General features: G+C 65.3%; 22 protein-coding genes and 1 pseudogene. 18 read left to right on the top strand and 5 right to left on the bottom strand.

Annotated elements, in window-relative coordinates; all coding sequences use genetic code 11:
* Positions 1 to 28: 28 nt before the first annotated feature.
* From E3T54_RS10360 to E3T54_RS10370, 3 genes are read left to right on the top strand one after another with little or no spacing between them, the layout of a single operon-like run.
* A complete protein-coding gene (locus E3T54_RS10360; protein ID WP_092324011.1) occupies positions 29 to 334 on the top strand; it encodes a putative quinol monooxygenase in 306 nt (101 codons plus the stop codon).
* A 58-nt stretch (positions 335 to 392) separates the two neighbouring features.
* Positions 393 to 1607, top strand: a complete 1215-nt coding sequence (locus E3T54_RS10365) for a low temperature requirement protein A (protein WP_166804893.1) — start codon at positions 393 to 395, stop codon at positions 1605 to 1607.
* 60 nt (positions 1608 to 1667) lie between these two features.
* Entirely contained in the window at positions 1668 to 2486 is an 819-nt protein-coding gene (locus E3T54_RS10370; RefSeq protein WP_241977168.1) for a helicase HerA domain-containing protein, read from the top strand.
* 82 nt (positions 2487 to 2568) lie between these two features.
* Here the strand turns inward: E3T54_RS10370 and E3T54_RS10375 are convergent, their stop codons facing one another.
* Positions 2569 to 3189: a hypothetical protein gene (locus tag E3T54_RS10375; protein WP_134475602.1), complete on the bottom strand. Its 621-nt coding sequence runs from the start codon at positions 3187 to 3189 to the stop codon at positions 2569 to 2571.
* Between the two features lie 167 nt (positions 3190 to 3356).
* Between E3T54_RS10375 and E3T54_RS10380 the strand changes: the two genes are divergently transcribed.
* The gene (locus tag E3T54_RS10380; protein WP_092324016.1) at positions 3357 to 3734 is read left to right on the top strand and encodes a VOC family protein; all 378 of its coding nucleotides are present in this window, start codon (positions 3357 to 3359) and stop codon (positions 3732 to 3734) included.
* Positions 3735 to 3778: 44 nt separating this feature from the next.
* The gene (locus E3T54_RS10385) at positions 3779 to 4381 is read left to right on the top strand and encodes a GNAT family N-acetyltransferase (protein WP_134475603.1); all 603 of its coding nucleotides are present in this window, start codon (positions 3779 to 3781) and stop codon (positions 4379 to 4381) included.
* Positions 4382 to 4409: 28 nt separating this feature from the next.
* Here the strand turns inward: E3T54_RS10385 and E3T54_RS10390 are convergent, their stop codons facing one another.
* Positions 4410 to 5246: an SDR family oxidoreductase gene (locus E3T54_RS10390; RefSeq protein WP_092324018.1), complete on the bottom strand. Its 837-nt coding sequence runs from the start codon at positions 5244 to 5246 to the stop codon at positions 4410 to 4412.
* Positions 5247 to 5323: 77 nt separating this feature from the next.
* Between E3T54_RS10390 and ppk2 the strand changes: the two genes are divergently transcribed.
* From ppk2 to E3T54_RS10425, 7 genes are all read left to right on the top strand, one after another.
* On the top strand, positions 5324 to 6157 hold the full coding sequence (ppk2, locus tag E3T54_RS10395) for a polyphosphate kinase 2 (RefSeq protein WP_134475604.1): 834 nt from the start codon (positions 5324 to 5326) through the stop codon (positions 6155 to 6157).
* A gap of 41 nt (positions 6158 to 6198) precedes the next feature.
* Positions 6199 to 7197: an LLM class F420-dependent oxidoreductase gene (locus tag E3T54_RS10400; RefSeq protein WP_134475605.1), complete on the top strand. Its 999-nt coding sequence runs from the start codon at positions 6199 to 6201 to the stop codon at positions 7195 to 7197.
* A gap of 824 nt (positions 7198 to 8021) precedes the next feature.
* A complete protein-coding gene (locus tag E3T54_RS10405; RefSeq protein ID WP_241977169.1) occupies positions 8022 to 8480 on the top strand; it encodes a cation transporter in 459 nt (152 codons plus the stop codon).
* Complete coding sequence (locus E3T54_RS10410) at positions 8477 to 8932, top strand: YkvA family protein (protein WP_134475607.1); 456 nt, start codon at positions 8477 to 8479, stop codon at positions 8930 to 8932. The genes E3T54_RS10405 and E3T54_RS10410 overlap by 4 nt, the downstream gene beginning before the upstream one ends.
* A 469-nt stretch (positions 8933 to 9401) precedes the next feature.
* Positions 9402 to 9980: a 6-phospho-3-hexuloisomerase gene (gene hxlB, locus E3T54_RS10415; RefSeq protein WP_134475608.1), complete on the top strand. Its 579-nt coding sequence runs from the start codon at positions 9402 to 9404 to the stop codon at positions 9978 to 9980.
* Between the two features lie 55 nt (positions 9981 to 10035).
* Positions 10036 to 10659: a 3-hexulose-6-phosphate synthase gene (hxlA, locus tag E3T54_RS10420; RefSeq protein WP_134475609.1), complete on the top strand. Its 624-nt coding sequence runs from the start codon at positions 10036 to 10038 to the stop codon at positions 10657 to 10659.
* Positions 10660 to 10972: 313 nt separating this feature from the next.
* Positions 10973 to 11188 (top strand): hypothetical protein, encoded by a 216-nt coding sequence (locus E3T54_RS10425; protein ID WP_134475610.1) that lies wholly within the window; start codon positions 10973 to 10975, stop codon positions 11186 to 11188.
* Positions 11189 to 11443: 255 nt separating this feature from the next.
* On the opposite strand, the gene E3T54_RS10430 is transcribed toward E3T54_RS10425, so the two are convergent.
* The gene (locus E3T54_RS10430; RefSeq protein ID WP_134475611.1) at positions 11444 to 12751 is read right to left on the bottom strand and encodes a LuxR C-terminal-related transcriptional regulator; all 1308 of its coding nucleotides are present in this window, start codon (positions 12749 to 12751) and stop codon (positions 11444 to 11446) included.
* A 186-nt stretch (positions 12752 to 12937) separates the two neighbouring features.
* On the opposite strand from E3T54_RS10430, the gene tkt reads away from it, so the two are divergent.
* From tkt to E3T54_RS10455, 5 genes and pseudogenes are all read left to right on the top strand, one after another.
* Positions 12938 to 15094 carry a transketolase gene (gene tkt / locus E3T54_RS10435; protein WP_370255415.1) on the top strand — a complete coding sequence of 719 codons (2157 nt, stop codon included), beginning with the start codon at positions 12938 to 12940 and terminating at the stop codon, positions 15092 to 15094.
* 34 nt (positions 15095 to 15128) lie between these two features.
* Complete coding sequence (gene tal, locus E3T54_RS10440; protein WP_134475613.1) at positions 15129 to 16259, top strand: transaldolase; 1131 nt, start codon at positions 15129 to 15131, stop codon at positions 16257 to 16259.
* Positions 16260 to 16281: 22 nt separating this feature from the next.
* Entirely contained in the window at positions 16282 to 16998 is a 717-nt protein-coding gene (rpe, locus tag E3T54_RS10445; protein WP_134475614.1) for a ribulose-phosphate 3-epimerase, read from the top strand.
* Between the two features lie 10 nt (positions 16999 to 17008).
* On the top strand, positions 17009 to 17482 hold the full coding sequence (locus E3T54_RS10450; protein ID WP_134475615.1) for a ribose-5-phosphate isomerase: 474 nt from the start codon (positions 17009 to 17011) through the stop codon (positions 17480 to 17482).
* Positions 17483 to 17537: 55 nt separating this feature from the next.
* Positions 17538 to 17932: pseudogene (locus E3T54_RS10455) on the top strand (class II fructose-bisphosphate aldolase); the annotation flags it as partial.
* A 24-nt stretch (positions 17933 to 17956) separates the two neighbouring features.
* Here the strand turns inward: E3T54_RS10455 and E3T54_RS10460 are convergent.
* Together E3T54_RS10460 and E3T54_RS10465 are read right to left on the bottom strand one after the other, a co-directional pair.
* Positions 17957 to 18883, bottom strand: coding sequence for a 6-phosphofructokinase (locus E3T54_RS10460; RefSeq protein WP_134475616.1), 927 nt, complete (start codon positions 18881 to 18883; stop codon positions 17957 to 17959).
* Positions 18884 to 19001: 118 nt separating this feature from the next.
* Entirely contained in the window at positions 19002 to 20495 is a 1494-nt protein-coding gene (locus tag E3T54_RS10465) for a glyceraldehyde-3-phosphate dehydrogenase (protein ID WP_134475617.1), read from the bottom strand.
* A 403-nt stretch (positions 20496 to 20898) separates the two neighbouring features.
* Between E3T54_RS10465 and E3T54_RS10470 the strand changes: the two genes are divergently transcribed.
* Positions 20899 to 22260 carry a DNA-binding protein gene (locus E3T54_RS10470; protein WP_198414462.1) on the top strand — a complete coding sequence of 454 codons (1362 nt, stop codon included), beginning with the start codon at positions 20899 to 20901 and terminating at the stop codon, positions 22258 to 22260.
* The last annotated feature ends 260 nt before the right edge of the window (positions 22261 to 22520 follow it).

Genomic DNA, 22520 nt, shown 5'->3' on the forward strand with positions numbered 1-22520 from the left:
CGGCGCCCCGGTCGCTAGTCTGGGGCCCGTGATCGAGCTGCATCTGCGCGGACGGGTCGCGGCCGGCCGCCGCGCGGACCTCGTCCGGCTCCTGGCCGAAGCGATCCCGTTCTACGAACGGCCCGGCGGCATCCGCGTGCGTGTGCTGTGGGACCTGGCCAACCCGGACCGGTTCGTCGAGATCATTGAGTACGCGGACCAGGACTCCCATGACCGGGACCAGCTCCGCGTGGAGCCGGACCCTGAGATGATCGCGTACCTGCACCGCTGGCGCGAACTCCTGGCCGGCCCCCCGCAGGTCTCGATGCCGCGAAACCGCAGTTGTGCGCCTTAAACGGGCCGCATAACGCGCACAACTGCGGATTCGCGGGGAGGACGGGCAGAATGGGGGCGTGACCCCAACGACGAAGACCGCGCCCTTCGGGTTCCGCCGCAATCTGCTCCGGCCCGACGACTCCGAGCGCACCGACCGCGTCACCTATATCGAGCTGTTCTTCGACCTGATCTTCATCCTCGCGCTCACCCAGCTCTCCCGGTATCTCTACGAGAACCAGTCCTGGACCGGCGCGCTCGAGTCCGCCATGCTGGTGCTCGCCCTCTGGTGGGTCTGGGTGTTCACGACCTGGGTCACCAACTGGCTCGACCCGGCGCGGCTGCCGGTGCGCGGCGTGATCATCGCCCTCTCGCTCGTCGGCCTCGTGATGAGCACCTCCATCTTCGAGTCGTTCGGCGACCGGGGCATCGTCTTCGCGATCGCCTACGTGAGCCTGCAGCTCGGGCGCACGGTGTTCATGGTGCTCGCGCTCGCCCGGCACGACCGCGCCCTGCACCAGACCTTCCTGCGCATGCTCGCCTGGCTGTCGGTAGCCGCGGTCTTCTGGATTGTCGGCGCCCTGCTGCCGCTCGAGTTCCGTCTCCCGTTCTGGATCGCCGCCCTCGCGATCGAATACCTCTCCGCGAGCCTCGGCTTCCGGGTGCCCGGAACGGGAAAGGCCGGCGTCGACGACTGGGACCTGTCCGGCCCCCACATCGCCGAGCGCAGCGCCCTCTTCGTGATCATCGCGCTCGGTGAGTCGTTCCTGGTCACGGGGTTCGCATTCGTCGCCCAGGAGTCCTCACTGCCGGGCGTGCTCGGGATGCTTCTCGGTTTCGTCACCGCGGTGGCGATGTGGTGGCTCTACTTCGACCACGGCGAGCGCGCCGGGAGCAAGGCCATTGCGCGCGCCTCCGCCCCGGGCCGGATCGCGCGTCTCGCGTACACCTACGTGCACGCGATCATCATTGCCGGGATCGTGCTGACCTCGGTCGCCGACAAGGAAATGCTCGAGCATCCGGATGAGGCCATGCGCTGGTCCACGGCCGTCACCGTCGTCGGCGGGCCGGCCCTCTACCTCGTCGGACTCGTGCTCTTCCGCCGGATCGTCGCCAGGGAGCTGCTCGTCTCGCACCTGACCGGCGTGGCGGCACTCCTGGTGGTCTTCGCGTTCGCGTTCCAGGTGTCGCCGCTCCTCCTCGGGGCCATGACCACGGCAGTGCTCGTCACCGTCGCCGGCTGGGAAACCATCGTGCGGGTGCGTACCGGGACGGACGAGGCCGAGGCCGGCTGACCCGACTTCGGCCGGGCGGGCCGCCCTTCCGCTTGCCGCGGGGCGGCACTGGCATGCAGCATGGCCACGTCATCCGAAGACGAAGCGAACCACAGTGGGGTGTCGGCCGAGGGCCGCTCCTTCCGTTTCGAGTTCTCGCCCGACGAGGCGTTTCCGCCCGGCAGCTTCGTGACCTTCCGCCAGGCGCCTGATCGAAGCGCCCTCGGCCAGGTGGAGTCCAACTCGGAGCGTCCCGCCGGCCGGGCGGCAGCCTCTGGCCGGATTCTCGGCGTCATCGACGAGGGCGGCCGGCTGGATCCGCTCGCCTCGTCGCCCTTCCGGTCCGCCGAGGTCGCCGCGGCAGAGGAGGAAACGATCGAGCTCCTCCACCGCGCGACGGGTGCGACCCTGGAGGTGGGCTCCCTCACCACAAACCCCGACGTGCCCGCGCGACCGCTGCCGCATCGCTTCAATCGGCACACGTTCTGGTGCGGGCAGACCGGATCGGGGAAGACCTACGCGCTCGGAGTCGTGCTCGAGCAGCTCCTGGCCCACACCGACCTGCCGCTGGTCATCTTCGATCCCAACGGGGACTTCGTTCGGCTGCCCGATCTGCGCGCCGATGCGCCGGGCGAGGCCGCCGAGCGGCGCAAGTTCGGGCTGTGGCTGCTGCTGTCCACGCAATGCCCGTCCAAGGTCCACCCGAGCATCAATTCGCAGTGCGACAACCTCGCCCTGATGAAGATGAGCTCACCCCTGGACCTGACGGAGCTGGGGGCCGTCTTCGGGTTCGCGCCGGCCGCGCTGCTGTCCCAGTCCCCCGCTTCCGCCAGGGTGAGGCCTTGTTCGCCGGCGGGTTCGTGCCGGCTCCGTGCGTTGTGCAGGTCAGAAACCGGCTGACGCACGAGGGCGGCACGGACGTCGGCGTCCCGCTGCGCACGTGATGAACCGCCCACACGACACGCGGATGGCCCGGCCGAGGTTAGAACCCGAAGTCGCCGCCACCGCCGAAGTCGCCAAAGCCGCCGCCACCTCCGAAGTCGCCGCCGCCCGAATCGCCCGCAGAGGCATCCGCCCCGGACGCGTCGGCGCTTCCGGCATCACCGCCGGCGTCGGATCCGGACCCTGCGTCAGCTCCGGCATCCGTCGGCATGAACGCGCTCACAATCGCCGACCCGATGACGTACCCGGCAATGGTTCCGAGCATGGAACTGCCCACCATGCCGCCGAAGCTCATCCCGCCCTGGCCCTGGTTGCCGAACGTGCGGGCGAGCGTGCCCGGCTGCTGCAGCTCCGCTCGCGTCGCGGCCTGGGCGAGGGTCGCCGGCTCCGCGTTCGCGGGGCGCTCGCTCGGGTTGACGTTCTCACTGAACTGCCGGAAGAGCAGGTCGCGCTGCTCCGGCGTGAGCTTCGCGAACGCCTCCGTGTGCACCTCCTCGATCGTCTCGGGCGGGGCCGTGCGGAGAAGGTACTGGTAACGCTCGACGGCCATTTCGTCTTCGGTGCGCTGGGGCGCGGCCGCGCTGCGCGGGGCCCTGGGCGGTGCATGCTGCCGTTCCGGCTGCGGCTCTTCGCGGCCCAGGAGGCGATCGAGGAATCCCATGGTGTGCTCCCTTGCTTCGGTGTGCTGCTCCCACGATTCCAGCCCCGGCTGGGTGTGCGCTGAACCCGCGCCCAGAGCGAGACGACGGTGACGGATGCAATGGTTCGAACTACTATCTGCTGCGTGGCGTGGGCTGTCCACGCCGATCGAGAGGGTAGGTGGTCGCGATGAGCGGACGAGTGGTGCACTTCGAAATTCCCGCGGATGACATGGACAGGGCTGCGGAGTTCTACCGCGCGGCATTCGGCTGGGACATCCGGCCGATGCCGGAGATGGACTACGTGATGCTGCTGCCGACACCGATATCCGAAGAGGGAGTGCTGGCGGAGGCCGGGTCCATCAACGGCGGAATGTTCAAGCGAGACGCGAAGCTGGCAAATCCGATCGTGACCATCGATGTCGCCGACATCGATGCGGCCCTCGAGAAGGTCTCAAGCCTGGGCGGATCGACAGCCCTGCCCAAGCAGGTCGTCGGCGAGATGGGCTTCGCGGCTTACTTCACCGACAGCGAGGGCAACCTGATGGGGCTCTGGCAGAACGCCTGAGCGCCCTGCCCGGCCGAGGTCTCCTCGCGGTCTACCTTTGAGCCATGGACTTCACGGCGCTGCCCACACTCACCGGGCAACGGGTCACCCTGGAACCGCTCTCGGCCGATCACGTCGAGGAGCTCAAGGTCGCGGTCACGGAGGGCGAACTGTGGCGGGCCTGGTACACGGGCATCCCCTCGCCGGACCGGATGGCTGCCGAGGTGGCACGGCGACTGGCGCTCTTCGCGGCCGGGCAGATGCTGCCCTGGGCGATCCGGGACAACGCGCGCGGGACCGTCGTGGGGATGACCACGTTCATGAACATCACCCCGCAGCACCGTCACCTCGAAATCGGCTCCACCTGGCTGGCGCCCAGCGCCCAGCGCACCGGCATCAACACCGAAGCGAAGCTGCTGCTGCTCACGCACGCCTTCGAGGCGCTCGACTGCATCGCGGTCGAGTTCCGGACCCACTTCCACAACCGGCAGTCCCGCGCCGCGATCATTGCCCTCGGCGCCAAGCAGGACGGGGTGCTGCGCAATCACCAGCTCGGGCGGGACGGGACCCTGCGCGACACCGTCGTCTTTTCGATCGTCCAGGGCGAGTGGCCGACGGTGCGGCTCGGGCTCACCGAGCGGCTCGCCCGGCACGCATCCGCCCGCTGACTCGGGCGACGCGCGAGAGTGGCCGGTTCTAGCCGCGCCCGACCCACTTGTCCATCGAGCCGTACACGCCGAAGACCCGGCCGGCGACGGAATCCCAGACGGGCAGGGGAAGCACGCCCTTGAGCACCTGGGAGAGTCCGACCGTCCACGGCATCATCAGTGAGGCCTTCCCGGCGAGCATCGAGCGCCACACCCGCTCCACGACATACTCCGGGGTCATCAGGGGCGTGAGGAGGGGACCGCGGGCGCCCTCGAACATCCCGGTCGAGATGTAGCTCGGCGACACCGTGGTGACCTTGACGTTGCCGAAGTCCTGCTGCACCAGCTCGAGGCGAAGCGAGTCGCTCCAGCCGATCAGCGCCGCCTTCGAGGCCGCGTAGACGCTCATCCTCGGGTTCGAGAGCATGCCCGCGGCCGAGGCGATATTCACGATCCGCGCCTCCCGGTAGGAGTTCGCCATCATCGCCGGCAGGAACTCGCGGGTGATGTACATCGGCGCGAGCGCGTTGATCTGCATGGTCTGGCGCGTGTCGTCGCCGTTGTCGTGCTCCCAGAAGTAGGAACCGCGCACGATCCCGGCGTTGTTGATCACGATGTCCGGGTCGCCCACCTCGGTGCGCACGCGCTGGGCGGTCTGCGCGATCGCGCCCAGGTCGGCGATGTCGACGACGTAGCTGGCGATCTGGGTGCCCTCCGCGGCGCGCCCGGACAGGACGGACGCCGTCGCGGTCAGGGCCCCCGCGTCCCGGTCCCAGAGAATCACGGACTTCGCACCCTCGGCGACGGCGCGCTCGGCGTACAGGCGGCCCATGCCCATGGCGGCTCCGGTGATCAGGACGTGGGCTCCGGAAACGGTTCGACTCATGGGTCCATCATCGCAAGAGATCCGCCCCCGCCCCGACGGGGCATGCCATGATTGCGGCGAGGACGAGGAGGCCGACCATGTCAGCCAAGAAGCCGAGGCCCCCGAGGCTCCGCAAAGCGGTCTACTCCGGCGAGCTGCGCCGCCTGCAGACCGAGCTCGTTGCCATGCAGGAGTGGGTACGCGCCTCGGGCGCTCGCATTGTCGTGATCTTCGAGGGCCGGGACGCCGCCGGCAAGGGCTCCGCGATCAAGCGCGTCACCCAGTACCTCAACCCGCGCATCGCCCGGATCATGGCCCTCCCGATGCCCACCGAGCGCGAGCGCGGCCAGTGGTATTTCCAGCGCTACATCGAGCACCTGCCCGCGGCGGGCGAGATCGTGCTGATGGACCGCTCCTGGTACAACCGCGCCGGCGTCGAACGGGTGATGGGGTACTGCACGGCCGACGAATACCGCCGCTTCCTGAACCAGGCACCGCTGTTCGAGCGGATGCTCGTGGAAGACGGCATCCTGCTGGTCAAGTACTGGTTCTCGGTGTCCGACCGGGAGCAGGAGGCCCGGTTCCGCTCCCGGCTGAACGACCCGATGCGCCGGTGGAAGCTCTCCGAGACCGACCTGCTCTCGATCACGAAATGGGTTGACTACTCCAAGGCCAAGGATGAGATGTTCGTGCACACCGACATTCCCGAGGCGCCGTGGTGGGTGGTGGAAAGCGAAGACAAACTCGCCGCGCGCCTGAACATGATCAGCCACCTGTTGTCGATCGTGCCCTACGAGCACCTCCAGCCGCCGGACGTCACCATTCCGCCGCGCCCGGCGGCCTCCGACTACGAGCGGCCCCCGCGCGAGCAGACCCGGCCGGTGCCCGACTACGCCGCCACGCTGACGCCGCCGAAGAAGAACGGGAAGTAGCGCGCGTCCGGGCCCCGCCGCCCGCGGCATAGGCTCGGTGCATGCGATTCGGACTCTTTGTACCCCAGGGCTGGCGTCACGACCTCGTCGGGATCGACCCCGCGGGGCAGTGGGCGGCGATGAGCGGCCTGGCCGCGCACGCCGACGCGGGCGCCTGGGAATCCATCTGGGTGTACGACCACTTCCACACCGTGCCGGTGCCGAGCGAGGAGGCCACCCACGAGGCGTGGACGCTCATGTCGGCGTTCGCGGCGACCACGACGCGCGTGCGCCTGGGGCAGATGTGCACCTGCATCAGCTACCGCAACCCCGCGTACCTGGCCAAGGTCGCCTCCACGATCGACATCATCTCCGGCGGCCGGGTCGAGATGGGGATCGGCGCCGGTTGGTACGAGCACGAGTGGCGCGCCTACGGCTACGGCTTCCCGCGCGCCGGCGAACGCCTCGCCCGCCTCGACGAGGGCGTGCAGATCATGCGCCAGGCCTGGACGACCGGCACGGCCACCCTCGACGGCGAGCACTACCAGGTGGACGGCGCCATTGTGCGGCCGCTGCCGCTGCAGGAGGGCGGCATCCCGATCTGGATCGCCGGCGGCGGCGAGAAGGTCACCCTGCGCATCGCCGCGCAGTACGCGAATTACACCAACTTCGACGGTTCTCCGGAGGGCTTCGAGCGCAAGAGCCGGCTGCTCGAGCAGCACTGCGCGACGGCCGGCACCGACTTCGGCTCGATCACCCGCTCGTCGAACTACAACACGGTCGTCGGACGGGACGAGGCCGAGGTGGCCGAGCGCCTCGACGCGATCCAGGCCCGGGTCACGCCGTACCTGGGCGCCGACGGGGCGGAGAACTTCATGGCCGAGTACCGCGGCGGCAAGGCTCTCTGCGTCGGCACGCCGGAGCAGATCGTGGAGCGCCTGGCCGGGATGAAGGCACGCGGCCTCGGCTACTCGATCCACTACTTCCCCGAGGCCGCCTACGACCGGTCCGGGATCGAGCTGTTCGAACGCGAAGTCATGCCCGCCCTTTATGACTATTGAGTCAAGAAGTAATGCATATATTGCAGGAATTGCAGGAATTGCAGGAATTGCAGAATGGGACTCCCCTACCGGCTACGACGAGCGCCTGAGTTCGAGAGCCGCCCCGGCGTGTGGGGCGCCCATTGACTCTGTCGTGACACAATCCGAGTCGGGAAAGGAGCCCGGGAGCTCTATCACACGGGTGTGCCAGCCGCTGTCTGGGACGATGCACCTGAGCAGGCAGGCCATCACGGCGAGGGCGTTGTAGACGTCAAACACGGCTTTCGCGGCTTCCTCGTCTTTGAGGTGGCCGAGAGCTCTTTTCGTCGGAGCCTCTCTCCTACGGCGCACCACGGGCCTCCGGATGCACCGACTGCCGCGCAAGGTCATCCTCTGTGGCTCTGCTGCACGATGAACTCGTTTCGGTTTCCGCGATGGTGACTTGGAGGAGTATTGTGGGCATTCACCCCGTTACCATCGGGTGAACGGAAATCGTCTCTTTCATCGCACCCGCACAGGAGAGTTCATGTCTGTGTTGCGGGTGTTGATATGGTGCACCACCTCCGGTCCCGGCACCGTCGCCGCGGCCTAGTTTGACCGAGCCGATCTAGAGGCTCGGAGATACTGCGGAAAGCCGGAACGACTATGAAGACGCACCCGAGCTTGATTTGTCCTTGTCCAAAGTGCCAGCTGTAGGCGACCGGACCAGCTGGGCACTCCCCCGAACTTTCAGCAAAGGATTATCCCGATGGCGATCGGAGGCTTGCCGCTCCCCCGGGCGTCGCCGCGAGAATTGGTTTGAGACTTCACCCGATGTTCTGAGCCGTGCGCCGGGGATGGCCGGATTGGACAGCTTCATCGAGATCGGCGCGTCGACAGTCGTGTTGTGGGAGTTGCCCGAGACGGGTGAGGCTCGGCAGCGGCGGGCCTTGCAGCTGATCGGTATCGCCTTCGTTCTGCTGGCGGCTTACCTGCTGGTCCAGTCGATGGTGGCGTTGATCACGGGGCACCACGCCTCGCCCGGTGCTGGCGGGATCAGCTGGACGGCCGTGACAGCGATCATGATGTTCGCCCTCGCGGGCTTGAAAGGTCGAACCGGCCGGGCGCTGGGGAACCCTGTTCTGGCAACGGAGGCTCGCGTGACATTCGTCGATGGGCTCGGGGCGGTCGCTGTGCTCACGGGCATCGTCTTGAACCTGGTGTTGGGGTGGCGGTGGGCGGATCCGGTGGCCGGTTTCGTCATCGTTTGCTACGCCGTTCGGGAATCCATTCGCATCTTCCGACCGGGCCCGGAGTGGCTATGACTGAATGGTGGCAGATTTTCCTCAGCATCCTTCTGGGCCTCGTCGTGATCTGGTTGATCTTGGTGCTCGTGCTCTGGCAAGAGCAACGCAAACACCCGGGCAAGGCGTCCCTGCGAGGCCTGTTGCGCCTCGCCCCGGATGTGGCGCGGCTGCTCAAGCGCCTCGCGGCCGACCGCACGGTGCCTCTCGGCGTCCGGGTATGGCTGGTCGTGCTGCTGGTGTACCTGGTTTCCCCGATCGATCTCATCCCCGACTTCATCCCGGTTCTTGGTTATGCCGATGACGCGCTCGTCGTCGCGATCGCGCTGCGCTTTGCTACCCACCAAGCGGGGAGTGCTGCGATCAAGCGACACTGGCCCGGGACCCCTGCCGGACTGCAAGCGGTGCTCCGCCTCGCCGGTTTGCCCTCGTCCCCTGAGCCTCAATCCACCGGCAGCGGCGACGGCGGATAACGAAAGATAACGACAGACCACAACCGCCTGCCCACTTGGTGTGAGTCAATCGCCGGTTTACGCGCCCCGGAGCAGCCAGTCGTTGGCGGGGTTACTGCCGCCCTCGGGATCCGGGGCGACCGAGGCCGGTGAGGTGGTGATCTGCTCCTCCACTCGCACCCGAGCCGGCAAGGCTCGCCAACGCTCCGGAAATGTCGTAAGCCGACGGCGAGCTGCTGGGCGCAGACTCCGCAACCGGACTTGGCCGGTTTCACGCGCTTAGCCACAACCTTCAGCTGCGCTCATCCGGAGAGTCCACCGAGGGGAAACAGACACCCATCCGAAAGTGTAGTCAGAACCGTCAGAAAACAGTGTTACCCCCTCCCGTTTGCTTCGAGAGGATGGATATCAAACGGAAAGCATCCGTTCGGCCGCTACAGGCCGATGACTGAATCGAAGGGGACAAATCGTGAATCCGACAGTAAATGCGATGCGTACCGTACACAGTACCGCAGGTGACATTGCCCGTAATCTGTCCCTCGTCAGGGACGAGATCGCGGACACTGCGGCCAAAATTGACGAACAGGAGGTCGCCACCCTGGCGGCCCACCTTGGCCAGACGGGCCGGGTGTTCATCGCCGGAGCGGGCCGGAGCGGCCTGGTCTTGCGTATGGCCGCCATGAGGCTGATGCACCTGGGCCTGACCGTCCACGTCGCCGGTGACACCACTACTCCCGCCATCAGTTCCGGCGACCTGCTCTTGGTGGCCTCCGGATCGGGAACGACCTCGGGAGTGGTCAAGTCAGCGGAGACAGCGGCGAAGGCCGGAGCGCGCATTGCCGCGTTCACCACCAACCCTGATTCGCCGCTCGCTGGACTCGCCGACGCGGTGGTGATCATTCCCGCCGCTCAGAAGACCGACCACGGCTCCGGCGTTTCACGCCAGTACTCCGGGTCCCTGTTCGAACAGGTACTGTTCCTCGCCACCGAGGCCCTCTTCCAGTCGCTGTGGGACAGCACCGATGAACCGGCCGAACAGCTCTGGCTCAGGCACGCCAACCTCGAATAACCGAGGCCTCCCCTTTTCACACCAACCGCGTTTACCTACAGAAAGAAGCAACATCATGAAGCTCCAAGTAGCTATGGACCTCCTCACGGTCGAAGACGCCCTCGAACTGGCCGGTAAGGTCGCCGAATACGTCGACATTATTGAGCTCGGCACCCCCCTGATTAAGGCCGCCGGCCTCTCCGCCGTTACCGCCATTAAGGCGGCGCACCCGGACAAGATCGTCTTCGCTGACATGAAGACCATGGACGCCGGAGAACTTGAGGCCGACATCGCCTTCAAGGCAGGCGCCGACCTGGTGACCATCCTCGGCACCGCCGACGACTCCACCATTGCCGGCGGCGTCAAAGCAGCCAAGGCCCACAACAAGGGCATCGTCGTTGACCTCATCGGCGTGGCAGACAAGGTCACCCGCGCCAAGGAAGTCCGCGCGCTGGGTGCGAAGTTCGTAGAGATGCACGCCGGCCTGGACGAGCAGGCCCAGCCCGGTTACGACTTGAGGGGGCTGCTCCGCGCCGGAGAAGAAGCTCGCGTTCCGTTCTCCGTGGCCGGCGGCGTGAACCTCTCCACGATCGAAGCCGTCCAGCGTGCCGGCGCCGATGTCGCCGTCGCCGGCGGCGCCATCTACGGCGCAGCCGATCCCGCCCTGGCAGCTCAGGAACTCCGCGCCGCCATTATCTAACCCTCCGATTGACGGTGGCGTCCCGCAACCTTAAAGCCGCGGGACGCCACCTCCGGAGAGACCTCACGGCTTCCCTTCAGCACGGGGGATGCGTTGAAGTCTGGTCCGTCGATTTGTTCCGCTACGCAGCTTATATAGGTGACCGCACCGATGATGGACGACTGATATGGGTCACGAGAACGGCACAGGCTGCCGTCGTTTGTTTGTTCGTAATGATCCCGTCGTGCTGTATCCGATCTAAGACACACCACACGTCAACGATCAGGGGCTGGCACATTGGGGACCCAGATTCCTAGGAAGGAAGCTGTCTATCATGCGTAGCCAAGCCACCGAGCGTTTGGAAGTCCTCATTACCGAGCCTGGTCAACTTCACGAGTTGCTCAACGACGCAGAGGCCGAGCTCCGGCAGGTAGCGATGGCCCAGCGGTGTGCCGGCATCCTGGCCACCCGTCATAATCCCGGCCGGTACACGCTTGAGCTCAGCGACACGGTTCCATTCGGGGAGACCTGGGAGCAGACACTCTCGTGACCGTCGGTCGACGGCCCCACTCCCGGGCCGTCACTGGTCGAAGAATAGAGGGCAACAACGTCTGCCACGTACGGATTTCGCCTCCCAAGGCCGGGACTCGAAGGTATGGATCCGGACCGAGCCGTGGATCTGGACACCGGCCAAGTCCTTGTCCGACTTTCCGGCCCTTGTCTGTGGATCCACTGGACCGAATCTTGTTCACCCGGCACCTCGCCTGGGCACAGATAATCCCGGTGCAGCGGGGTCGTTACATCGTCACCGGAGTCCGGTGCTGTGTGCCAAGGCGATGGCCTCGGTGCGGGAGCCGACGTCGAGCTTCCTAAATAGGTTCCGCACATGGAACTTGACCGTATTCTCGCTGATGGCCAGTGTTGAAGCGATGGTGCGGTTGCGTTCTCCGGCGGCAAGGTGCTGGAGCACTTCGAGTTCCCGGGGAGCAAGGTTCCATCCGGTGACATCCCCCGCCGGCCGGGCAGGGGGGTCCAGGGGGAGTGTTACGAAGACGTCTGCGCCCCAGCCCGGCATGACGTCGATCTGCAGGTGTCCGGTGAGCGCCTGGACCCGGCGGTCCAGGCGGATGATGCTCGGTGCGTCGGCGGCGAGTGTACCGCGGCCGTTGTCTCGTACGTTGATTAGCAGGTTTTCGCCGTCGCAGTCCCACTGCGTCCGGACCCGGCTGACGTCGGGTTGTTCCATAATGGCCAGCAGAAGTCCGCGGACGATGGCCCGTGCCGCGTGGGCAACTTCGCCGGGCAGGTCCCTTCCATTTAGCGGTGGTTCGATGAACTCGACCTCAATGCCGCTGAAGCGTGTGAGCGGTCGCAGGTCCTCCCGAAGGCGTTCGAAAGCTGTGGCGACGGGCTCTTTCACCAGGTCATTCGTGCGGTCGCTGAGGGTGCGGAGCGTTACCAAGGCCTTGGCGGTAAGGTCAGTGACGGTGGAGCGGGCTGCTGCATCGTCCAACAAGGATGAGTGCAGGGCTGCCAGGAGGGTCTCCAGGGTTGTGGAGTGCAGATCGGTCAGTTCCGCCGTCACGCGGATGCGTTCAGCTGAGGCCGCCCGCGATTCCAGCAGGTACGACGGCGGCGCATCTGCCACCTTCTCCTGTATCCGCCGGGCAGCAATGCGCCACAGATACGTCACCAAGTCCAGCCCGGCGTTGTGCCCTGGATCGTTCGGGTGAGGGTCCGTGAGGACGAGGAGTGCCTGGCTGGGTGCGTGTTTCAGGGCGAGTACGGGGCGGGGCCGGCCTGCGATCTCGGCTTCCCCGACCCAGGGTGTCTCATCCGAAAGGGCAGCGCGAAGCGTGTCGAGCTCGACGATGGAGACCCGGGCAATGATGTCTTCCTCGCCCGCCTTCTTCTGCGGCCGCCCTGTGCAGTCTTCGGTGAAGATGATCAGCGAGCTACTTCCCAGGTAGGGACGTGTGGCATTGCGTAGTCGCTCTGCTATCTGGGTCAAGGGGGCGTCGGCTAACTCTGTCACGGCCTGCAAAAGTGGCCACGGCAGGTCCGGAAGAGGCGCGCTGATTTCCTGCAGGGGCTGGTCGGTGGGTGCGCTCATGTGCACAGTTTACCGGGTCAAAAACCCCCACCCCATCCTAAAGTGTAGGCAGAACCGTCAGAAAACAGTGTTACCCCTGCCTGTTTGTTTCGAGATCGTGGATATCAAGCAGAAAGCATCCGTTCGGCCGCTCCAGGCCGATGACCGAATCAAAGGGGATAAATCGTGAATCCGACAGCACATGCGGTGGGTACCTTGTCCAGCACGACAGGTTCAGTGTCTAATCCTGAGTCAGCAACATTGACCTGGACGTCCGATGACCAGCGCGCCGTGGACACAATCCGGGTGTTGGCCGCGGACGCCGTCGAAAAGGTTGGCAACGGTCACCCCGGCACCGCCATGAGTCTTGCCCCGGCCGCCTATCTTCTTTTTCAGAAGCTCATGCGCCACGACCCGAAGAACACCGACTGGATTGGCCGTGACCGTTTCATCTTGTCCCCCGGGCACAGCTCGCTGACCCTGTACATCCAGTTGTTCCTGTCCGGCTGCGGCCTGGAACTCGGCGACCTGGAAGCCTTGCGCACCTGGGGCTCGCTGACGCCCGGACACCCGGAATTCAAACACACCAAGGGTGTGGAAATCACCACTGGCCCCCTGGGCCAGGGTCTGGCCTCGTCGGTGGGCTTCGCTTACTCGCAGCGCCGGATGCGCGGACTCATGGACCGCGACGCAGCCCCCGGCACCAGCCCGTTCGACCACACCATCTGGGTTATTGCTTCCGACGGCGACATCCAGGAAGGCGTCACGGCCGAGGCTTCCTCCCTGGCCGGGCATCAGGAACTGGGCAACCTCGTGGTGGTCTATGACGAGAACCACATCTCCATCGAGGACGACACCGACATCGCCTTCACTGAAGACGTTCTCAAGCGCTACGAGTCCTATGGCTGGCACACCCAGCGCGTGGACTGGACCGAGACGGGCGAATACGTCGAAGACGTCCAGGAGCTCTACTCCGCCCTGCTGGCTGCGAAGGCCGAGACCTCCAAGCCCTCGATCATCTCGCTGCGCACCATCATCGGCTACCCCTCGCCGAAGAAGCAGAACACGGGCGCCATCCACGGCTCCGCCCTGGGTGCCGCCGAAGTGGCGGCGCTGAAGACCGAACTCGGATTCGACCCGGAGAAGAGCTTCGACGTCGACCCGGCAATCCTGGCCCACGCCCGCAAAGTCATCGACCGCGGAGCGGAAGCCCGTGCGGAATGGACCACCGACTTCAACGCCTGGAAGTCCGTCAACCCGGAAAACGCCGCCCTGCTCGAACGCATCGAAAAGAAGGAGCTTCCGGCCGGCTGGGAAACGAACCTTCCTGCCTTTGAACCCGGCAAAGACCTCTCCACCCGCGCAGCGTCCGGCAAGGTCCTCAACGGCATGGGCGGCGTGCTTCCCGAACTCTGGGGCGGCTCCTGCGACCTCGCCGGCTCCAACAACACGACCATTGAGGGATATGGGTCGTTTGTGCCGGCGTCCAAGCAGACCGACACCTGGTCCGGCGGCCCCTACGGCCGGGTACTGCACTTTGGTATCCGCGAACACGCGGCCGCATCCATCGTCAACGGCATTCACCTGGGCGGTCCAACCCGGGCCTTCTCGGGCACCTTCCTGATTTTCAGCGACTACCAGCGCCCAGCCATCCGCCTGAGCGCACTGATGGGCGTTCCGTCCATCTATGTGTGGTCGCACGACTCCATCGGCCTGGGTGAGGACGGCCCCACCCACCAGCCCGTGGAGCAGCTGGCTACCCTGCGCGCCATCCCGGGACTGGACGTGGTCCGCCCCGGCGATGCCAACGAGGTTACCGCTTCCTGGAAGAAGATCCTGGAAACCACGGACAACCCTGCCGGTATTGTGCTCACCCGTCAGAACATTCCCACCTATGCCCGGGGCACCGGCGTGGCCACCGCCGCTGAATTTGGTTCCGCCGACGGCGTGGCCAAGGGTGGGTACGTGCTGGCTGAAGCCGTCGCTATCGGCTACGTCACCACCGCTCATGTCATCTTGATCGCGACCGGTTCCGAGGTCCAGCTCGCCATTGAAGCCCGCGAAGCACTGGCCACCGAAGGCATCGCCGCCCGCGTGGTGTCCATGCCGTGCGTCGAGTGGTTCAACAAGCAGGACGCCGCTTACCGCGAGTCCGTGCTCCCCGTCGCCGTCAAGGCCCGCGTCTCCGTTGAGGCCGGCCTGGCTCTGGGCTGGAAGGAATTCGTCGGCGACGCCGGCCGTTCAATCAGCCTTGAGCACTTCGGCGCCTCGGCAGACTACCAGCGCCTGTTCCAGGAGTTTGGCATCACGGTCGAGGCAGTCGTCGCCGCAGCCAAGGACTCCCTCGTTGCTGCAGGCAACTAACCGTTCACTGTTCTTAAAGAAGGAAGCACGAGCCATGACCAACGCAACTCCCACCGCACAGCTTTCCGACGCCGGCGTGTCCATCTGGTTGGACGATCTCTCCCGCGAACGGCTCTCCAGCGGCAGCCTGCAGAAACTCATCGACGAAAAGAACGTCGTCGGCGTCACCACCAACCCGTCCATTTTCCAGGCCGCGATCACCTCCGGCACGGACTATGACGCAAAGATCGCCGAACTTGCGGCCCAGGGTGCCAGCCTCGATGAGACGATCTTCGAGATCACCACCGCCGACGTCGCCGACGCGTGCGACCTCTTTGCCCCGGTTGCCGCCGCCACCAAGGGCGTCGACGGCCGTGTCTCCATCGAGGTCGACCCCCGCCTCGCTTGGGATACCGAAGGCACTATCGCTGAGGCCAAGCAGCTCTACAAGAAGGTCGATAAGGATAACGTCCACATCAAGATCCCGGCAACGCTCGAAGGCCTCGCGGCCATCACGGCAACCCTGGCCGAAGGCATCAGCGTCAACGTCACCCTGATCTTCTCGCTGGAGCGCTACCGCGCAGTCATCAACGCCTTCCAAGCGGGCCTGAAACTGGCAAAGGAAAACGGCCATGACCTCTCCAGGATCCACTCGGTGGCATCGTTCTTCGTCTCCCGAGTGGACACCGAGATCGACAAGCGCCTCGACGCCATCGGCACCGACGAAGCCAGGGCACTCAAGGGCAAGGCAGGCGTTGCCAATGCCAGCCTCGCCTACCAGGTCTACGAAGAGCTCTTCTCCACCGAGCGCTGGGCAGTCCTGGCCGAAGCCGGCGCACTCCCCCAGCGCCCCCTGTGGGCCTCCACCGGCGTCAAAGACCCCGCCTACCCCGACACCCTCTACGTCACCGGACTGGCTGCTGCCGGCGTCGTGAACACCATGCCGGAAAAGACCCTCGACGCCACCTTCGACCACGGCGTTGTCACCGGTGACACCATCACCGGCACCTACGAGGAAGCAAACGGCGTGCTCAACGCCCTCGAAGGCCTCGGCATCTCCTACAACGAGGTCGTCGCCCTCCTGGAATCCCAAGGACTGGACAAGTTCGTCGCCAGCTGGAAGGAGCTCCTGGCCGACGTCGAAGGCGCCCTCGCCACCGCCCGGGAAAGCATCCTAACCCTCTGACCGCTACCGAAAGGCAGACACCTTGTCCATTTCACCCTTGAAGTGCTGCATCAACCCCAGCATCCTCTCCGCCGACTTCGTCAACCTCGAAACCGAATTGGCTCGCATCGCCGACGCCGATGCCGTCCACGTGGACGTCATGGACAACCGCTTCGTACCGAACCTCACCATCGGCTTGCCGGTGGTGGAACGGCTGCAAAAGGTCAGCCCAGTGCCGTTGGACGTCCACCTGATGATTGCCGATGTCGACCTCTGGGCGCCGTCCTATGCCGACGCCGGGGTGGACTCGGTGACCTTCCACGTCGAGGCGTCCGACGCCCCCATCAAGCTCGCCCGCGAACTGCGGGCCAGGGGGACCAAGGCCGGCATGGCACTGCGCCCGGCCACCCCGGTGGAACCGTACCTGGACATGCTCCCGGAGCTGGACATGCTGCTGATCATGACGGTGGAGCCCGGTTTTGGGGGGCAGTCGTTCCTGGATATTGTGCTGCCCAAGATCCGCCGTGCCCGCGCGGCAGTCGAGGGTTCCGGGGTGGACGTGGCCATCCAAGTCGACGGCGGCATCACGGAGGACACCATCACCCGGGCCGCGGAGGCTGGTGCCAACGTCTTTGTAGCCGGATCGGCCGTGTACGGCAGGCCTTCGCCTGCGGACGCCATCGAGTCACTGCGCGCCAAGGGCCAGCTTGCCTTCGCGACAACAACACTTCACCCCAACAACACTTCACCCCAAGTCTGAAGGACCACTCATGCGCGTTCACATCGCAACCGACCACGCCGGCATGGAGCTCAGCTCCCACCTCGTCACCGCCCTGAGCGCCAAGGGCTACGAGATGGTGGACCACGGCCCCACGGCCTACGACGCCGAGGACGACTACCCAGAATTCTGCATCAAGGCCGCGTCCGCCGTCGTGGCCGACCAAGCCTCGGGCGTGGACGCCCTCGGCATAGTGCTGGGCGGCTCGGGCAACGGCGAGCAGATCTCCGCAAACAAGGTCATAGGCGTGCGCGCGGCCCTGGCCTGGAACCTCGACACGGCAAGACTGGCCCGCGAACACAACGACGCCAACGTGGTGGCCGTGGGCGGTCGCCAGCACACCGTCGAGGAGGCCACCGAACTGATCGAGGCATTCCTGGCTGAGCCCTTCAGCAATGCCGAGCGCCACGAGCGCCGCATCGGCAAGATCGCCACGTACGAGGCCACGGGCGAGGTTGCCGAGTAACTTGACGCGTCACCACGTGCCGGATCCGACGGCATCATCCAGGTTTCCACTGGCGGCGCTGCACACGGACCACTGCCCCAAGGACAAGCTGGACGACTTTGTGCTCCCGCTGCTGGCCCGCACCGCGGCCGCCCACATCATTCTTGAAGTTGAGATCGGCGCCGTCGGCGGCGAGGAGAACGGCGTGGAGAAAGCCATCAACGACAAGCTCTACTCCACGGTTGCCGACGGACTGGCCACGGTTGAGGCGCTGGGCTCCGTGAGAACGGCCGCTACATCACGGCCCTGACGTTTGGCAATGTGCACGGCGTGTACAAGCCGGGCAACGTCAAGCTGCGCCCGGAGATCCTCAAGGACATCCAGGAGCAGGGCGGTGCCAAGCTGGGCAAGGCGACCCCGTTTGACCTCGTGTTCCACGGCGGCTCGGGGTCATCCGAAAAGGAGGCCGCCCGCCTGACGAATTCCGCAGGAAGCTCAGCCGAACAGGACCGCGGCTTCGTCGTAGCGCTTCTGCGGAACAACCTTCAGCTGGCCCAGGGCGTCCTGGAAGCCCACGTGTTCGATGCCCGTTCCATTCAGCGCCACCATGGTGCCCCACAAGCCCTCCACCACCGAGTCGATGGCAGCCATGCCCAGGCGGGTGGCCAGGACCCGGTCGAGGGCCGACGGCACGCCGCCGCGCTGGATGTGACCCAGGATGGTGGCGCGGGTTTCGATGCCGGTCCGGGCTTCCAGCTCCGGGGCCAGCTGGTCCGCAATGCCGCCCAAGCGCGGACGGCCAAAGGTGTCCAGGCCGCGCTCGGAGTGCGGGGTTTCCATGTGCTCCGGAACAAACCCTTCGGCCACCACTACCAGCGGTGCGCGCCCGCGGGTGTGGGCCTCCTCCACCCACTGGGTGATCTGGTCGATGCTGACCTTCTGCTCCGGGATGAGGATGACGTGGGCACCGGCCGCCATGCCTGCGTGCAGCGCGATCCAGCCCACGTGCCGGCCCATTACTTCTGCGATCATGCACCGGTGGTGAGATTCTGCGGTCGTGCGCAGCCGGTCGATGGCTTCCGTGGCGATCTGCACTGCGGTGTCGAAACCGACGCTGTAGTCCGTCGCCTCAAGGTCGTTGTCCACCAGCCGCTCCATGTGGTCTCTGACGACATCAGGGCCGCCGCCGTTTTCAAAGGGATTGGTGCGCGAGGTGCCAAGAATGGTGCCGCCCTGCTTGGCGATCCCCCGGACCAAGGTCCGGGGGATGCCGATGACGTCACCCCCGACCACACCGCGCCAGCCGTCAAGGAACCCCACGAACTCGTGGCCGTGGATGGCAATGCCTTTAAGTACGGCGCCGCGGATGACCGCGTTCAATCCGGGGCAGTCGCCACCACTGGTGAGAATTCCAATTTTCATGTTTCAGCTCAAATCCGGGGAGAGGGCGTATAAGCAGAGCACCACGCTGAGCCAACCCTGACCGGCGGCGGATCGTGCTTGGCTGATCATGCCGACATGGTGGGGTGGAGGACGGATGCTAGGTCGACCCCACGGCGGCAAGCACCGACATGGCCTCCCGCACGACATCCGTCGCGGGGAAGAACGGCCGGTTCACGCCAGCCATCTCTTCCATGACGCGGACCACCTGGCAGCTGTAACCGAACTCGTTGTCGTACCAGACGTAGAGGATGAGGTTCTTGTCCGTGGAAACGGTGGCGAGGCCGTCCACGATGCCGGTACGACGGGAACCGACGAAGTCGGTGGAGACCACCTCCGGTGAGTCAATGTAGTCGATCTGCTCGCGCAGGTCCGAGTGCAGCGACATCTCACGAAGGTGGTTGTTCACCTCGTCCTTGGTAGTTCCGTTTTCGAGGCTGAGGTTCAGGATGGCCAGGGAAACGTCCGGGGTGGGGACACGGATGGCGCTGCCCGTGAGCTTGCCCAGCAGCTCGGGCAGCGCCTTGGCCACTGCCTTGGCGGCCCCGGTTTCGGTAATCACCATGTTCAGCGCGGCGGAGCGGCCGCGCCGGGCACCCTTGTGGAAGTTGTCAATCAAGTTCTGGTCATTGGTGAACGAGTGGACAGTTTCCACGTGGCCGTGGATCACGCCGAACCGGTCATTAATGGCCTTCAGCACCGGAGTGATGGCGTTCGTGGTGCAGGACGCCGCGGACACGATCCGGTCCGAATCCTTGATGGTGCCGTGGTTGATGCCGTGGACGATGTTCTTCAGCAAACCCTCGCCCGGAGCGGTCAGCAGTACCCGTGCAACACCCTTGCTCTGCAGGTGCTGGGACAGTCCTTCAGCGTCACGCCAGTGGCCGGTGTTGTCTACCACCAGGGCATTGGTGATGCCGTAGGCGGTGTAGTCGATGGTGGCAGGGTTGTCCGAGTAGATGACCTGCACCTGGACCCCGTTGGCCGTGATGGTGTTGGCATCCTCGTTGATCCGGATTGTGCCCTCGAAGGAACCGTGAACCGAGTCACGGCGCAGCAGGCTGGCACGCTTGGAAAGGTCGTTGTCAAACCCGCGGCGGACCACAACGGCGCGCAGGCGCAGGCCATGGCCACCACCGGCCCCTTCAATGAGGAGGCGGGCCAGCAGCCGGCCGATCCGGCCGAAGCCGTAGAGCACGACGTCGGTGCTGGTACGGTCGTCGCCGCCGTGCTCGCCCACGATCCCGTCGAGTTCGACACGAAGGAATTCCTCCAAGGTGGCACCGTTGCCCTCCTCCTTGAATTTCTGGTTCAGGCGCGCGATGTCGATCGCGGCCGAGCCGAGCCGCAGCTGCGCCAAAGTGTTCAACAACGGGGAAGTCTCCTCCAGGAGCAGTTCGTCCTTACTGATCCGGCGCGCGAAGCGGTGCGCCTTGAGGATGTTCATAGTGGACTTGTTGATCAAACTCCGGCCATGAATGCTGGTCACGACGTTGTTTTCGCGGTACAGCCGGCCAATCACCGGAATCATGGACTCGGCGAGGGCCTCACTGCCCATCCACGTGTCAAGACAAGAATCTGAGGTTTGCCGCATCGGACTGCCTTTCCAAGAATGTGCCTAGCATCCATCCTCCTGTCATTTGCGGGTGGGGGAAACGCTGATTCGGGATGGTTTGAACCACCCGTTTGGGTAGGCAGGGGCTCACCCCCCCCCCCCCCGGGGGAAGTATCTCCACTTGCCAATAGCGTGGCCACAACATATGGTCTTTCAGTACTCCAGCGAATGTAGTCTCCAGCGAATCGCGTTCGGTGGATGCGCCGCGGGAGCACTCACTGCGCCGCCCGGCTCATGCATCGAGCTGGGCAGCAGTCTGCACCGGCGATGCCCGCCCGAAGTTGGTGTTTTGGCTATCGTGGTAGACCGTGCGATTTGATGAGTAGCCCTAAGGCAGTGCACCATTCCAGTTGACCAGCGAACCCAGCCGACATCCCGCAACTTGACCACGACCGAGGTCTACGGCGCGTGGGAACGATTCGTTGAGGGAGAGGACGATGTCTACGGCGTGCGGCCAGAAGTGGCGATCTCCTGGCAGCGATCCCGGGATCAGTACCACATCGACCCGTTTCTGTCCGAGGCACCTAACGCGGTCTCACAGGTCCCGCACTCCCTCGACCAGGATGTCGTCTTCGCGGAGCTGGGTTTTCGTGCTGCCGCCATGGCGAACGAGGTGGCCAACGCCGGAGGCGTTGTGACCGTCGCCGACGCCAGCGGCAGGATTCTGGCCGCCTGGGGCGACAAGAACACCCGTTCGATCGCCACCGAGGGAGGCCTCGCGCCATGGTTCTCTTGGTCCGAGAGCGCGGTGGGCACGAACAGCATGGGCACTGCACTCGAAACCAAGCACGCGGTTCTGATCAGGCAATCGGAACACTGGTGCCAGGCCTTCCACGATTGGTCCTGCGGGGGCGTCGCGGTGCGGAACGTGGTGGGCGGGGAGCCGCTCGCCGTCCTGAACATCTCGTGTTGGCGCAGTGACCTGCCACTATCCGCTCAGAAATGGCTGGAGAACGCTGCCACCCACGCCCAGAACAGTTTGCGCAAGCGCGCCCACGACAGTGGCAGCGAGCTGCTCGCCGCCTTCTCCCACGCCGGGGGACGGCCGAACGAGCCACTCGTCGCCGTCGACACGGCAGGCGGGGTAGTGATCGCCGACGACGCGGCGAGCGTCATCCTCGGCGTACCCGGCAACACCCCCGCGGTTAACCCCGCGGTGCGCTGGACTCCGCAGCTCCCGTCATTCATCCACGCCGCCCGCTATGCCACCAAGCGGGCGAGCTCAGACCCGGAATGGACCGGCTCGACGCAGATCCTCATCCCTCTCGCTGGCGAACCAGCATCGATCGGAATTCGCCCCGTCTTCCTTCACTGCAATTTGATCGGACACCTGATCTCCTTTGGTGGCTTCGCTGGCGAGCAGTTCCCGCTGGCAGAATCCGGCGGGGTCTTGCTGGGACAATCTCGTCGAATAGTTGCCCTCCGCGAGGAGAACCGCATGGTGCTGCTGGGGACGTCAGAGGTCACAGTAGCCGAATCGGACGGCAGCGACGTGTGGCTGCTTACGGATGAAGGCAGGCTACGGGCTGCCTTATCCGGCCTGGACAAACTCGACAACGAACTGGCCGACACCGGAAGTTTCCTGCGAGTACACCGTCAATATCTCGTCAACCTTAGCCGTATTCGGGAGGTCGAACGTCGAGAAAAGGGCGAACTGGTTCTGGTCATGGACAATGCCGAGAACACTCAGGTACCGGTGTCCCGGCGGAACGTTAGCGCGGTACGTCGTGCGCTGAGTATCTGAGGTTTGGGGGTTACGGTAGCACTCGCCTTCGGCGAGCAGGTGCCGGACGGCTGTGAGAATCGAGTGCTCGTTTGGCGACGATTCGTCGCGCTGGGCCCTTCAGTGTTGGTGCACTTCGCAGGCGCAGTACATGTTCCGACACGTGTAGCAAGCGGGCATCCTCTTGCAGCGGGGACAATCATCGCAGTTGACTGGCTCTGTGTGCCGGTCGGCATCCACCGCCGTGTAGGGCTGCAGGCACTGGTAGCACATTGGCCGCG

Source organism: Cryobacterium sp. Sr8, assembly GCF_004403225.1.
Classification (GTDB): Bacteria; Actinomycetota; Actinomycetes; order Actinomycetales; family Microbacteriaceae; genus Cryobacterium; species Cryobacterium psychrotolerans.

Excerpts from the sequence above, each read along its gene's own strand:
- E3T54_RS10370 (WP_241977168.1), top strand. The coding sequence starts at position 1,668 with ATGGCCACGTCATCCGAAGACGAAGCGAACCACAGTGGGGTGTCGGCC.
- E3T54_RS10375 (WP_134475602.1), bottom strand. The coding sequence starts at position 3,189 with ATGGGATTCCTCGATCGCCTCCTGGGCCGCGAAGAGCCGCAGCCGGAA.
- E3T54_RS10380 (WP_092324016.1), top strand. The coding sequence starts at position 3,357 with ATGAGCGGACGAGTGGTGCACTTCGAAATTCCCGCGGATGACATGGAC.
- E3T54_RS10385 (WP_134475603.1), top strand. The coding sequence starts at position 3,779 with ATGGACTTCACGGCGCTGCCCACACTCACCGGGCAACGGGTCACCCTG.
- E3T54_RS10390 (WP_092324018.1), bottom strand. The coding sequence starts at position 5,246 with ATGAGTCGAACCGTTTCCGGAGCCCACGTCCTGATCACCGGAGCCGCC.
- ppk2 (WP_134475604.1), top strand. The coding sequence starts at position 5,324 with ATGTCAGCCAAGAAGCCGAGGCCCCCGAGGCTCCGCAAAGCGGTCTAC.
- E3T54_RS10400 (WP_134475605.1), top strand. The coding sequence starts at position 6,199 with ATGCGATTCGGACTCTTTGTACCCCAGGGCTGGCGTCACGACCTCGTC.
- E3T54_RS10410 (WP_134475607.1), top strand. The coding sequence starts at position 8,477 with ATGACTGAATGGTGGCAGATTTTCCTCAGCATCCTTCTGGGCCTCGTC.
- hxlB (WP_134475608.1), top strand. The coding sequence starts at position 9,402 with ATGCGTACCGTACACAGTACCGCAGGTGACATTGCCCGTAATCTGTCC.
- hxlA (WP_134475609.1), top strand. The coding sequence starts at position 10,036 with ATGAAGCTCCAAGTAGCTATGGACCTCCTCACGGTCGAAGACGCCCTC.
- E3T54_RS10425 (WP_134475610.1), top strand. The coding sequence starts at position 10,973 with ATGCGTAGCCAAGCCACCGAGCGTTTGGAAGTCCTCATTACCGAGCCT.
- E3T54_RS10430 (WP_134475611.1), bottom strand. The coding sequence starts at position 12,751 with ATGAGCGCACCCACCGACCAGCCCCTGCAGGAAATCAGCGCGCCTCTT.
- tal (WP_134475613.1), top strand. The coding sequence starts at position 15,129 with ATGACCAACGCAACTCCCACCGCACAGCTTTCCGACGCCGGCGTGTCC.
- E3T54_RS10450 (WP_134475615.1), top strand. The coding sequence starts at position 17,009 with ATGCGCGTTCACATCGCAACCGACCACGCCGGCATGGAGCTCAGCTCC.
- E3T54_RS10460 (WP_134475616.1), bottom strand. The coding sequence starts at position 18,883 with ATGAAAATTGGAATTCTCACCAGTGGTGGCGACTGCCCCGGATTGAAC.
- E3T54_RS10465 (WP_134475617.1), bottom strand. The coding sequence starts at position 20,495 with ATGCGGCAAACCTCAGATTCTTGTCTTGACACGTGGATGGGCAGTGAG.